This is a genomic window from Sphingobacterium sp. 40-24, from assembly GCF_001899705.1.
GTDB classification, from domain to species: domain Bacteria; phylum Bacteroidota; class Bacteroidia; order Sphingobacteriales; family Sphingobacteriaceae; genus Sphingobacterium; species Sphingobacterium multivorum.
The window spans coordinates 33,770-47,153 of the sequence record NZ_MKWH01000041.1; the positions used below are offsets into that span (position 1 = coordinate 33,770).

10 protein-coding genes and 1 other RNA gene are annotated in these 13,384 nt (G+C 39.1%); 6 read left to right on the forward strand and 5 right to left on the reverse strand.

Annotated features, from left to right (window positions below; genetic code table 11):
• Positions 1 to 24: 24 nt before the first annotated feature.
• Genes argS through BGP15_RS17035 form a run of 3 tightly spaced genes read left to right on the forward strand, consistent with a single transcriptional unit; the run spans position 25 to position 4,096 of the window.
• Complete coding sequence (argS, locus tag BGP15_RS17025; protein ID WP_286770219.1) at positions 25 to 1,809, forward strand: arginine--tRNA ligase; 1,785 nt, start codon at positions 25 to 27, stop codon at positions 1,807 to 1,809.
• A 4-nt stretch (positions 1,810 to 1,813) separates the two neighbouring features.
• Positions 1,814 to 2,890 carry an oxidoreductase gene (locus BGP15_RS17030; RefSeq protein WP_286770220.1) on the forward strand — a complete coding sequence of 359 codons (1,077 nt, stop codon included), beginning with the start codon at positions 1,814 to 1,816 and terminating at the stop codon, positions 2,888 to 2,890.
• 15 nt (positions 2,891 to 2,905) lie between these two features.
• Positions 2,906 to 4,096 (forward strand): BaiN/RdsA family NAD(P)/FAD-dependent oxidoreductase, encoded by a 1,191-nt coding sequence (locus tag BGP15_RS17035; protein ID WP_286770251.1) that lies wholly within the window; start codon positions 2,906 to 2,908, stop codon positions 4,094 to 4,096.
• A gap of 10 nt (positions 4,097 to 4,106) precedes the next feature.
• On the opposite strand, the gene BGP15_RS17040 is transcribed toward BGP15_RS17035, so the two are convergent.
• Positions 4,107 to 5,159: a helix-turn-helix transcriptional regulator gene (locus BGP15_RS17040; RefSeq protein WP_286770221.1), complete on the reverse strand. Its 1,053-nt coding sequence runs from the start codon at positions 5,157 to 5,159 to the stop codon at positions 4,107 to 4,109.
• Between the two features lie 151 nt (positions 5,160 to 5,310).
• Here BGP15_RS17040 and rnpB point away from each other — a divergent pair.
• Both rnpB and BGP15_RS17050 read left to right on the forward strand, forming a co-directional pair.
• An RNA gene (gene rnpB / locus BGP15_RS17045) (RNase P RNA component class A) lies at positions 5,311 to 5,690 on the forward strand.
• Between the two features lie 66 nt (positions 5,691 to 5,756).
• Complete coding sequence (locus tag BGP15_RS17050) at positions 5,757 to 7,148, forward strand: sigma-54-dependent transcriptional regulator (RefSeq protein WP_070569233.1); 1,392 nt, start codon at positions 5,757 to 5,759, stop codon at positions 7,146 to 7,148.
• A 159-nt stretch (positions 7,149 to 7,307) separates the two neighbouring features.
• On the opposite strand, the gene BGP15_RS17055 is transcribed toward BGP15_RS17050, so the two are convergent.
• The 4 genes from BGP15_RS17055 to BGP15_RS17070 form a co-directional block, all read right to left on the reverse strand.
• Positions 7,308 to 7,979, reverse strand: coding sequence for an HAD family hydrolase (locus BGP15_RS17055; RefSeq protein WP_070569236.1), 672 nt, complete (start codon positions 7,977 to 7,979; stop codon positions 7,308 to 7,310).
• Positions 7,980 to 8,052: 73 nt separating this feature from the next.
• Entirely contained in the window at positions 8,053 to 9,954 is a 1,902-nt protein-coding gene (locus BGP15_RS17060) for a DUF3857 domain-containing protein (RefSeq protein WP_070569239.1), read from the reverse strand.
• Positions 9,951 to 11,924, reverse strand: a complete 1,974-nt coding sequence (locus BGP15_RS17065; RefSeq protein ID WP_286754288.1) for a DUF3858 domain-containing protein — start codon at positions 11,922 to 11,924, stop codon at positions 9,951 to 9,953. Before BGP15_RS17065 ends, BGP15_RS17060 begins: the two co-directional genes overlap by 4 nt.
• A gap of 65 nt (positions 11,925 to 11,989) precedes the next feature.
• A complete protein-coding gene (locus BGP15_RS17070) occupies positions 11,990 to 12,364 on the reverse strand; it encodes a hypothetical protein (protein WP_070569242.1) in 375 nt (124 codons plus the stop codon).
• A gap of 477 nt (positions 12,365 to 12,841) precedes the next feature.
• Between BGP15_RS17070 and BGP15_RS17075 the strand changes: the two genes are divergently transcribed.
• The gene (locus BGP15_RS17075; protein WP_053003898.1) at positions 12,842 to 13,366 is read left to right on the forward strand and encodes a hypothetical protein; all 525 of its coding nucleotides are present in this window, start codon (positions 12,842 to 12,844) and stop codon (positions 13,364 to 13,366) included.
• Positions 13,367 to 13,384 lie beyond the last annotated feature (18 nt).

Here is a 13,384-nt window from a genome sequence, read left to right on the forward strand (position 1 = left end):
TTGTAAAAATTACAAAATCATTAAATGGCAAATTCTATTCAAAAGCGACTTGTTGAAGTCACTGTACAGGCAGTAAAAGAGCTTTACAATGCAGATATTTTAGAAACTCAAATTGCTTTACAAGCTACCCGAAAGGAGTTTGAGGGACAAATTACAATCGTAACTTTTCCCGTAACGCGCTTTTCGAAATCTTCTCCGGAACAAACCGGAAAGGAAATTGGTGCTTATTTGCAACAGCATATCGCTGAAATATCAGATTTCAATGTGATAAAAGGCTTTTTGAATATTGTTCTTTCCGATGCTTACTGGATCACGTTGTTGAATCAGAGCATAACGGCGAAGGACTTTGCTGTATTTCCTGCGAACGGGAAAAAATTGATGGTGGAATACTCTTCTCCAAATACCAATAAACCACTGCACTTGGGACATATCCGTAATAACTTATTAGGATATGCTGTTGCGGAAATCCTAAAAGCGTATGGTTATGATGTGATCAAAGCAAATTTGGTGAACGATCGTGGTATCCATATCTGTAAGTCCATGTTGGCCTGGCAGAAATTTGGTAACGGTGAAACACCCGAGTCTACTGGACTTAAAGGCGACCACCTTGTTGGAAAATATTACGTTGTCTTTGACAAAGAATATAAAAAGGAAATCGAGGCATTGAAAGCTGAGGGGCAAACCGAAGAGGAAGCAAAGAAAAATGCACCTTTGATGAAGGAGGCACAAGCGATGTTGCAACAATGGGAAGCCGGTAATGAAGAGGTGATCTCCCTTTGGAAAACCATGAACAGTTGGGTGTACGCGGGGTTTGAAAAGACCTACAAACAATTAGGCGTCGATTTTGATAAATACTATTATGAATCCAATACATACTTGTTGGGTAAAGATATTATCCAGGAAGGTTTAGATAAAGGGGTTTTCTTTAAAAAAGAGGATAACTCCGTATGGATTGATCTAACAGACGAAGGATTGGATCAGAAGCTTGTGCTTCGTGGCGACGGTACTTCGGTCTATATTACACAAGATTTGGGGACAGCACAATTGAAATATGATGAATTCAAAATGAATGATTCTATTTATGTTGTCGGTAACGAACAGGATTACCATTTCAAGGTATTGTTTTTAATCTTAAAAAAACTAGGTAAAGCCTGGGCTGACGGATTGTTCCATTTATCGTATGGGATGGTCGACCTTCCTTCAGGTAAAATGAAATCGCGGGAGGGAACAGTTGTTGATGCGGATGATTTAATGGCTGAAATGCTTAAAACTGCACAGGTACGTACTGAGGAGCTTGGCAAGACTGGCGGATTGGACGAGGAATCAAAAGCTGCTCTTTACGATACGATCGGAATGGGAGCATTGAAATATTTTCTATTGAAAGTGGATCCTAAAAAACGTCTTTTGTTTGATCCAAATGAGTCTGTCGATTTTCAAGGTCATACAGGGCCGTTTATTCAATACACTCATGCGCGTATCAAATCTGTTTTAAGTAAAGCTGAATTCGATTTTGACAGTGCTGTGTCTGTACCGGCGACGATTTCCTCTTACGAGCGAGATCTAATTCAGCAATTAGGTGCGTTTCCAGAGGTTATTGAAGCTTCTGCGCAAGAGTTCAGCCCTGCGCAATTGGCAAACTATATCTATGAAGTAGCCAAGTTCTACAATAAATTCTATCATGAAGAAACGATATTGAAAGCGGAAGATCCTGATGTAAAGAACTTTAGATTGCATCTTTCGGCTTCTGCGGCAAAGGTTATCGCCAAAGGGATGAACTTATTGGGTATTCATGTACCTGAAAGAATGTAATGCTATGAAAAAAATTCGCGTAGGACTTATTGGTTTTGGAATTTCAGGTCAGGTTTTTCACGCTCCCGTGATGCGTTCGATAGCTGAACTGGATCTTGTTAAAGTGACCGCCCGGAAAGCAGATCAGCAAAGTTTGCTAAAGGAACGCTATCCACAGGCAGCAATTGCTTTGTCGGCAGATGATATTTTTAATGATACAACTATTGATTTAGTCGTGGTTGCGACTTCCAATGACATGCATTATCCTTTTGCAAAACGTGCTTTGGAAGCAGGAAAACACGTTATTGTCGAGAAACCATTTACGAACAATGTAGATCAGGCCGATGAGCTTATCGCGCTGGCTAAGGAGAAAAATCTGATTTTGGCGCCTTATCACAATTTAAGATTCAACTCCGATTATCGAACGTTAAAGAAAGTAATTCAAAGTGGACGATTGGGAAGAATTGTAAATCTGGAAGCTAGGTTTGATCGTTTCCGCAATTACTTGAGACCAAATGCGTGGCGTGAAGAGCATTTACCGGGTTCGGGGATATTCTACGATTTGGGCTCGCATCTTATCGATCAAACTTTACAATTGTTTGGAAGACCAGATGCTGTTTTTGCAGATTTAGCTATTCAACGGGATCATGCGAAAACCATTGACAATTTCGACTGCTTATTGTACTATGATGACTTACGGGTATCGCTGAAAGGGTCTATGCTTACAAAAGAACCTACACCTCGATATCGTGTCTTTGGCATGAACGGAAATTTTGTAAAATATGGTGTCGATCCACAGGAAGCTTTACTGCGCGATGGTAAATTTCCCGATGAAGATCCAACCTGGGGACAAGAAGATCCAAGTCTATACGGCAAGCTCAATATTGTTGAACAGGGGAATGATATTGAAGAAATGATTCCTTCTGAAATAGGTTCTTATCCTGATTTTTATCAGAACGTTGCGGATAGCATATTGGGAAAAACTACCTTAATCGCATCGGCGGAACAAGCGCGGGATGTCATTAAAATTATTGAATTGGGGTATCAGAGTCAATTGGAACGAAGAGTTGTTTCTGTTGAAAATACATTGATTGCTTATTAGAGTGTTGCTGTGAGTATACTATACGATGCCATCATTATTGGGGGGGGAGCCTGCGGATTGATGTGTGCAGCCCAAGCAGGGCTAATTGGGAAGAAGACCTTGGTCCTTGAAAGAAACGATAAGGTCGGTGCGAAGATCCTGATTTCCGGAGGTGGGCGCTGTAATTATACAAATATTGGTAGCAGTCCCGCTAATTTCATTTCTGAAAATCCAGATTTTTTGCACGGTATATTCAAACAATGGACCGTGGACGATACCATTACATTTTTTGAACAATATGGTATCGTGGGACATGAAAAAACACTGGGACAGTTGTTTCCAGAGACCAATAAAGCAAAAGATATCGTTGCTGTATTTTCTAAAATTTTATACGAGACAGGGCAGGATATAGCCTTGAATACCTTGGTCAAATCTGTAGAAAAAAACGATAATGGCTTTGTGGTAACAGTAGAAAATTCAAAAGGTGAGTCCCGATACCATGCCCATAAAGTGGTTGTTTCTTCCGGTGGGCTTCCGGTGCAAAAGCTTGGGGCCTCAGACTTTGGAGTACGCTTAGCTAAACAATTTGGTTTGAATGTAGTCGGTACAGCGCCTGCATTAGTCCCTTTGACGATAACTGGAAAAGATGCGGATTGGTATAGTTCTCTGGCTGGAAATTCGGTATTCTCGAAAGTGTCTGTTGCCGGAATGTCTTTTGAAGAGAATATTCTCTTTACACACTGGGGATTAAGCGGACCTGCAATTCTTCAAATATCAAGTTATTGGCGGCCTGGACAGGAGATTACGATTGATCTCTTGCCTAATTTTAATTTGGATAATCTGATTAAACAGGAGCGACAATACGGTGGGAAACGACTTGTTTCACAATTGCTAAACGATTATTTCAGCAGGAAATTGGTCGACGCCCTTGGGAAATTTTTGGCCTTGGATACCAAAATCGCCTCACTGAGTAAAGCTGATGCGAAGTTGATTGTCGATACGATCCATCGCTTCAAGGTAAAACCTGCGGGAGATAAGGGGTATGATAAAGCTGAGGTCATGCGTGGAGGAGTTTCAACGGAAGAGCTTCACTCCAAAAGCTTAATGTCTAAAAAAGTTGAAGGCCTTTATTTCGGAGGGGAGACTGTTGATATTACAGGATGGCTTGGCGGCTATAATTTCCAATGGGCTTGGGCTAGTGGTTATGCCATCGCCCAAGACATTTAGGCGTGAAATATTATTCATTTCGTGAATTTAACGCCTTATCGACAGATTTCTCAGCATAGAGTTCTGCGGCAGCTGTCAAGCGCTGTTTTATTCTCGTTTGTAAATTTCTTGGCGAGAGTACTTTAATGGATTCGCCAAAACCTAAAATTTCTCTTTCCAGTTCAAAGTTAAGTACAACATCGATGCGAATTAAGATTGAGCCATCCTCCTTTTTGTCTAAAATCTGCTGTGAAGGATGTAAGGGTTTTGTTGCTACATAAGGTGCATTTTTTGCATTGACTTGCAATATCACCCGGTGGCCGCGGTCTTTTTGTGTCTTCGTTACGCCTATGGTATCCGAAAAGTAACGTTCGAAATCGACCCCTGTATATTCCTTGTATGAATTTTTGCCCATTTCCTCGATGGTATTGATTCGATCAAGCGCCAGCGTCATTAATCCTTCATTCTTTTTATGCTGACCAATTAGAAACCATCGATTCCGATATTCTTTTAAGAGATAAGGGGAGAAGACCAGATCCTGCTGTTGTGTTGCTTTGAACGATTGGTAGCTGATCAGGAGTGGTGTTTTTTCACGAATGGCTTGATGCAGCGGGCTGATAAAAGAAAGGCCTTTTAGCAGGTTGTTACTTTCCATTTGTATAATGGAAGGTGAATTGTCCTTTTTGGTATGGATGCTATCTTCAAGCCGTGCAACAATATCGCTCATTTCATCAAAACTGGAGAAACCGCTCACATGCTTAAGTACTTCTACTGCCTCCTTCATTTTTTGCATGTCACCGACGGAAATCGGTGAATTGCTAATGCTATAGTTGGGATCTTCATAGGTGTAGAATTTTCGGTGCAACACCACAATAGGCGCATTGTAGCCAAGTTTATTGCTACGCATGAGTTGAATATCACCTTGTATGGTACGTTTACTTATCCCATTTTCGATTCCTTCAAATTCATAAAGTGCATCGGAAACCTTTTCCATGAGATCTTCCAAGGTCCATTTACGATGTCGCAAGCGAAGGCAATGGTCAATCGTTTTATAACGTATGAGGGCTAGTTTATTGAGTGCCATGTTTTTTTTGTTAGATTGAAAATACAAAAACTTTCTTTATCTACGCAAGGTAATTGCGTAGATTTTTGTGCCTGTGATGCTAAATGAATGGTCTTTTCGAAATTGAAAAGAAATTCGGGTTTATCCGAGTAAAATAGCTACTTTTGCGCAGAAGCAAACTGGTTCTATCGCTGCTCTTTTTTGAGAGGAGAGGAAAGTCCGGGCAACATAGAGCAACACGCTTCCTAACGGGAAGGCTGTTATGAGAATAGCAGACAGAAAGTGCCACAGAAAATATACCGCTTTTCGGAGTAAGGGTGAAAACGTAAGGTAAGAGCTTACGGTCTTGTATGGTGACATATATTACGGTAAACCTCGTGTGTTGAAAGACCAAATAGGTTGCGAAATTCGAAGGCTGCTCGTCTTCTTTCAATGTATTGGAATTCGTAATGGGTAGGTTGATTGAGTTTGTCAGCGATGGCAAATCTAGATAAATGATAGAAATTCCACTTCGGTGGTCTACAGAACCCGGCTTACAAGGTTTGCTTCTTTTTGCTAATTGCCAAAAAAAACTTATATTGATTCCCGTAATTGAAAAAATAGCATAACTCTCGATTTATGAGTACAATTTTAATCATTGATGATGAGCGCGCCATCAGAAGTTCGTTGCGTGATATCTTGGAATATGAAGATTATACGATTTTAGATGTCGACAATGGCCGGGATGGATTAGATATTTTAAAAAAGGAAAAAATAGATCTTGTTCTCTGCGATATCAAGATGAATACGATGGATGGGATGGAAGTTTTGGCGGAAGCACACCAAAGCAGCCCGGATATCCCTTTTATTATGATCTCAGGACATGGTACGATTGAAACAGCTGTTGAAGCGGCGAAAAAAGGAGCATTTGACTTTTTAGAAAAACCGCTGGACCTGAACAGATTATTGATCACCGTTCGGAATGCACTGGATAAAAGTTCCCTAGTCACCGAAACCAAAGTACTGAAACGAAAAGTTAGCAGTTCGAAAACTAAAGATATATTGGGTGAGTCTGGGGCAATCAAACGTATTAAAGAGACAATTGATCGCGTAGCACCGACAGAAGCGCGTGTATTGATAACTGGAGCAAATGGTTCGGGAAAGGAGCTTGTGGCACGTTGGCTGCATGAGAAATCGAATCGTGCGCAGGGACCGCTTATTGAAGTGAACTGTGCTGCGATACCTTCCGAATTAATCGAATCAGAATTATTTGGCCATGAAAAAGGATCCTTCACTTCAGCTATTAAACAGCGTATCGGAAAATTTGAACAAGCGAGTGGTGGAACATTGTTCTTGGATGAGATCGGAGACATGAGCCTATCCGCTCAAGCTAAAGTGTTAAGGGCATTACAGGAACATAAAATCACCAGAGTGGGTGGCGATAAAGAAATTGACGTCAATGTCAGGGTAGTAGCCGCTACCAATAAAGATCTCTTGAAGGAAATTGAGGATGGCAATTTTAGAATGGACTTGTATCACCGCCTGTCGGTAATCTTGATTCATGTACCTGCTTTGATCGACCGTGTGGATGATATTCCCCTGCTTTCAACAAATTTTTGTGAAGAAATCTGTATGGAATATGGGATACCTGTGAAGGAAATTACGACTGCGGCCATGCGGGAATTGAGCCATCTTCCCTGGACAGGTAATATTCGGGAATTGCGCAATATGATTGAACGTTTAATTATTTTGAGTGATCGATCTATTACAGATAAAGATGTTGTCGCATTTGCTAATCCTTCTCGTGAACCGGTAAACGGTATAGCGCATGAAAAAGGCGCAACGAATTATGGTTTAGATATGGACTCCTTTGATTCGTTTCAAGATTATAAAGATCATGCGGAGAAAGAATTTATAAAATATAAATTGGAAAAAAATAATTGGAACGTCTCCAAGACGGCCGACGATTTAGATATTCAACGTAGCCATCTGTATAGTAAAATAGAGAAGTTTGGTCTAAAAAGAGATTAATCACTTCGTGAAAATTTAGTCTAGCAGCGGTGAACGAAAATTGCAGCTCGCTTGGGCAAACCGATAAAAAAAGAGATTCCTTAAGGAATCTCTTTTTTTATCGGTAGAGAGGAGACAGCTGAAGTCCTCGGGCTAAGTGTCGGCACACACTCAACCAAGTTATAATTCTTGTGTTTTTAAAATGGCCTTTACATTGGCAACAGATATTTCTGTATAATTATTTATATAATCATCACTTGCAGGCAATTCTTCTTTTTTATGGGTTGAAAGTACGGCAACAACTTTCATTTCAGCATTTTTCGCTGCGGTAATACCAGAAAAAGAATCTTCAAAAACAATACAGCGGTCAACAGGAATTTGCAGGTTTTCTGCAGATTTTAGGTAAACCTCAGGATGTGGCTTATGTAGTTTCACATCTTCGCTGCTCAGTGTGGACGAGAAGAGCTGGCGTATATTCAATTCGTCCAGAATTAAATCCATATTCTCTCGTGGAGCTGATGTCGCCACAGCAAGCTTAAAACCGTTATTCTTTAATTCTGTCAGAAATTCAATCAGGCCCTTAATAGGGGCAACGTGCTCTTTATAAATGACTCTAAAAAGCTGCTCTTTTTCAAATTCAAGGGTCCGCAGTTCCTCAGGGGATATCGGACGTTGAAAGAAATGTTGCATAATGTAACTATTATGCTTACCATACATATGCTGCTCAAATTCCTCTTCTGTCGCCTGTTGTACATTGTGGTTTTTAAAAAAAGCTCTAAAAGCTTCCGCATGGAAAGGGTTGGTGTGGCTGATAACACCGTCCATGTCAAATATCGCTGCGTATTCTGTCATTGAGCTAATATACAATAATTGCCTTATTTGATCGATTTTACTCCTTCATATTCTGGTAAATATTTTCTTCCGACTAGAGAAAGCTTAGATTAAAGCGTCCCTTGTCGCAGCTGCTTACCTCATTATGAAATTGGAAAAAGTCTTCATAAGTACTGGCAGGATAACTGCCTTCAAAAAGTTCCAGTTTTCTGTAGGTGAACAGTTTATTGTCTTTTATTTCTGACCTAAATTCATATTTTCCAAATGGTTTCTCAATAATTTTCTTCTCAGAAGTTATGTTTTTGAGCATATTTTCTGGAAGGGCAATGCTAATGCTATCGATATCGGCGTAGCCTCTTTCAATGAAAATATCTTCCGTTCTATTTCTACTTTCGGCAATGCTGGAATGTGTATTGAATAAATTAGGCTGGATCAAAAGTTTATTACCATTTTTCACCGCATAGTTTTTAATAAAAATATTCAGGTTCTCCTCGATAAATGGATTTTCCTCCTTATGTTCAATATAGTTTACCTGATTAAAATTGATATTGTCTATATTATAGTATTCCGTGAGGAGCTTATTCTTATCATTATTGCTGGCTAAAAGCACGTCCATATGGTTCTCATATTGGGCTCCGTAGAATTTGGTGTTTAAGGTCCCCTGGATGCTTCCGTCTTCCGAAAGTTTTAGGTCGGCATAGCGCAATTGAAGGTTGGTGGAGTTAATGTATTTCGGTGTATGCATGATAACTCCGCCATTTTCGGTACAGGCAACGACATCTCTATCGTCGGTAAAGTCGCTAAGAAAACCAAATGGAAGGTTTTGGCTCGTGCATTCCAGCCAGGTCGTATCATTTTTGAATGGAATACATAGAATGACGTGATTACCGTCCTGGGCATTTGCAAAGGTTTTGTGGAAACTTTCTTTGCGTCTGCCTGCTTCGACAATACAGTAATAGGAAGGGATATTGACGGCCGACAACATGCTTCGCATGTAATTGGCCAGTGCTTTACAATCACCATAACCTAAGCGGTCAACCTCAGAAGCGGGAAAGGGCTCCAAGCCCCCAATACCGATTTGGATGCTGATGTAACGTGTATTTTTTTGTAAGTAATTGTATAGAATCTTTGCTTTGTCCTTATCTGAGCTTGCGTCTTTTGTTAATGCAATAAATTTTTGTTTAGACGCTTCCGTCAAATCGTCTTTTTTGTTCAATAGGCTGTTGGATACCCATTGGCCAAATTCTTTCCAGTCCCCGAAATTTCCTGTCTTACCATAATAAATAAAATTTTTGGGAACGATGAGTACGTTTGTTCTTTTCAGGCTAGGGTTGGGGCTATAAGATTCCTCTTTTTTTGCCGCGATCTGTTCAGCATTCCATGTTTTACTTTCCGTTTTGTCATTTTTCTCTTCTTTGATACTTCCTTTATAATTCGTTGTTTCAATTCGACATTCTGTGCCTATTGGTGCAATAAATTGAAAGCTGCTTTTTTCTACAGATACATTATTGGACACTTCAGGAGTCCAAGATGGAATGATCAAGTTTTGTTTACTCCTAACCTCGTATTGGTATTCGACGGTATAGGGATAGCTATGGTAGTCAGGTACAAATAGTTTTACCCGGGAATCGGCAAACATCGTACTATTGTCCACAGCGCTAATATCTTTGAAATCTTTCGTTGCAATTTTCTTTTGCAATATTCCCATTTCATTATAGATAGCCCCTTTAAGACTCTTGATCTCGGTAGATTTATTATAATATACTGGGAGCGTGGCATACCGGTCTCCATTTTTATTATACACTGTTATGGCACAGGTTATGGTGGTGATGACTTGTTCGGGAGATTTTATTTCTACCACCGTTTTATCATTGCGCACCGTAGCGACAGCCCTGCTCTTTAATGTACTTGGAATATTGGCGACGTCGTAGTTATCTTGCCCAATTGCGAGGATCGGAAGCAGGAAGTATAGTAAGTTGATGAATACGATTTTCATTTTTTACCGATTAATTTTATGTCTAGCTTTTGTTGTTGAATAATACGTGAATACAATTCTTTGAGCGAAAAATACTCATCGACTGAAAAGATGGGTTTGTTGAACGCGAGGCTCTGTAGTATTTCAAGTTGATTGCCATTGACCTGCGTTACATATCTATATTTTGCAGTTGACTCCGGGAGCGCTAACGATGCATTCTGAGGCTTCTCAGCAATTTCATAATGATCAGGAATGGTCAATTTAACGGAGTACAATGTTTTGGATTTAAAACCCATATCAACCGGATAAGTTCTTTCCTGTGCTTTAAAGGGGTTGTAGGAAATCCTGTCAATAATATTTGGAGCCAATACGAGTATGTCTTGTTCCATTTGTTTGGAGACATCTAGGATAACATCAAATTCTTCTATCAATAGTTGATCGATATCCTCCAGGTTTTGAATACTTGATTTTGTTAACGTGATATTGGGCATTTCTTCGTCTAGTTTTTCCCAGTATTCCTCCAAAGAGTTGAATTTGGCAATATGTTGCCGCTTTAGGAGTGCTTTGTTACCGCTACTGCTTATGGTGAGTTTTCCCTTGATTTTAAATTGGTCATTCAGAGACCCTTCCAAGATATAGTTTACATCGGAAGATTCTTGAGCCGTAAGTGGAAACCAATCGGAACTTTTTTTGGAGTAGATGATTCTTCCCCGTTCATTTAAGCATTGTAAAGGGAGCTGTCCAAAAGGTAAATATAAATTGGAGGCATCGAGTTTATACTTTACACCGTCTATATCCACGCAAGCGATGACGTAATCAAAGTCCGATAATACCGGGAATAGGCCATTGGGTGTACCATTTCGACGTGTTGATAAAATAATAGGATAGGCTTCCAGATCTGCCGCCAATAAAGCAGTTACCAGTGCTAAATTGATGTCGCCAATATTCCCGGTTCGTTTTTCCAGTGCTTTTTCAATACCAGTTTCAGCATATTTACCTAAATAATTATTCCATTTTATTTGTTTGTTGATATAGTTATATATCTTTTTTGCTTTTTCTAATTTGGTGTCAGTGGGCGATAGAATTGTTGCTAAATTGGCTTTGAATAAGTCTGTTTTTTTTAATTGACCTCCAAAAGTCTTTTCATTCATGAGGTCTGTATCGACGTCCTTCCAGGTTTTGCTAAATGTCTTCTTGCTGCCTGTGCTCGGATAAAAGATCGATTCAAGCTCATAATAGATCGCAGATTTGAAATTGGTTGGCGAAGTCATGTAATCCTCTTCCATAAATGCCGGAATGTTCTTCATGGTATAGGTCAATTTTGAACAATCCATTCGCAGCCCATCCAGGAAAATAAATTCTTTCAGTGCTTCGGCTTTTTGATCGCTAAGCTTGTAGGGGCCGCGTAAAACTACATTGTAGGCGAAGGAAGCGGGAATAATTGCGATATATTGGCTTTGTATTTTGGGGATATCATCTTGGAATTCCCATGTCTTGAAATTAAATAAATCCTGCTCCAGCGTCCGATAAGACACTTCAATAATAGATCCTTCTTTAATATTCGGAAGGGTGAACTTATTAAGATCCAGATAGGCTGAGTAATTTTCCTTGAAAACTTTTTTATTTTCAAGCTCTGTTTTCTCGATCCTACCATTTTCTAAATTATACGTAACAGCCTTTAGTTCGTCAAAATAGTCACGGACGTAACTCCCGCGTTTATACGAAGGAATTTCAAAATTAGCTTTTTTAAACCCTTCTTTGTTATTGATCCGGATAATTACATGGTATTCATGTTGAAGTTTTACGCGATTATCATAATCATCAACAAAGACAGAGCTCCGTCCAAACTCATTGAGCACGATTGCATTGGCATTGCTATCCAGATCTGTTCGTGAAAAATCTGAAATAGAAACTTTACCAAAGTCAAAAGTCTGGGCTATACTATTTGTATAAATAGAAAATATTAAAAATAGCGTTAAAAACTGGCGCATAACTATAGGTGTAATAATTCACGAATATAAGTTTTTAGCCAAAATTAAACGATACTTCCGGATAATTATTTATCTAGTTGCAAAAGATTATTAATGATTTCGGTGATGTTATCGACCTCTTCACCATCTTCCAGCATAGAGAATGCAAGATAGGTGGCGTAGATTTCAGGACTGAATTTTACGTGCTTATCAGCGATAAACCGGTCGATCTGTTCTTCATTGCATTCAAAATGAATACTTTGTAATTCATTGAAAAGATTGGTTGAGATGGTCTGATGATTTTCACCACAGGCAAATCCTGCAATAATATGGAATAGAAACTTATCGGTTATTTCGTCATCTTCCTTTTTAAACATAGCACGAATATGCTTATAATCGAATTTAGTTTTTGCGCTATTCACAATAGTGTCCCAAATCTGATACTCTGCTTTAGTCTCCATAGCTCGCTTTAAATTTATATTGGTATAAGCAATATAGCAAAAATAATTTGATTTTTGGCAAGGATAATGAAACTTAGTGGTCTATTCAAATAACCGCAATTAGCGGTCTATCTGTAGGCATAAAATTCAGCAGATCCTCAGGTAAAGGAGGGGATATCGATTATGATGAAGAGCTTATGCCTGCAATAAGGTGTAAACTATTTCCCCTAAAAAGCAGCCTAATATCACACCAAATAGAATTGACAAAATCACCTTTAACCAGACTGGGCTTGTTTCTAAAATCAGTTTCATGGAGCAAAATTGCTTTAAAAATATACTTTAATAAAGAATTTTCTCTTTTTTAAGGCTAGCTGTGGCGATACGATGACATGAATTTTGGCCTTTATGGTATGATAATTGAAAATTAATAGTTGGATTCGATTTTTTTAGTAATTTAAGTCGGAAATTGAAATTGTTGAAATAGCCTGATTTATAATTATGATAACACGAATAGTATTGACAATTGTTCTTTTCACTTTAACAAAAGTTGGGCTTGGCCAGCAGGTGAATATGGAGAAAATTCGAAAAGAATATGCGGAGGCCGTGAAGGACGAGGATCTGTGTGAACATAATTTGGAGACATTGACCGAAGGGGCCAAATCGCCGACAGAGAAAGCCTATCTAGCCGCCTATCAAATACTGTTAGCGAAACATATCGGCAATCCATTTAAGAAAGTTGGGCAATTCAAAGAGGGGAAAAAGCATTTGGAAGAAGTGATTAAGGAAAATCCAAACCATATTGAAGCGCGGTTTATACGTTGGAGCGTACAGGTGCATGCGCCTTCTTTTTTGGGCTACAACAATAATATCCTTGAGGATAAAAATTTCCTGGTTAAAAACCTTTATAAATTACCCAATGAAGAGGCTAAATCCATTATTTATAATTATCTCAAAGGCGCCAATCCTTATCTTAAAGGTGGGCAAGTATTTAGCGCTACAGAGTTGAAGGAGCTAGCCCAATAGGACGTTAAAGGTTGTTAA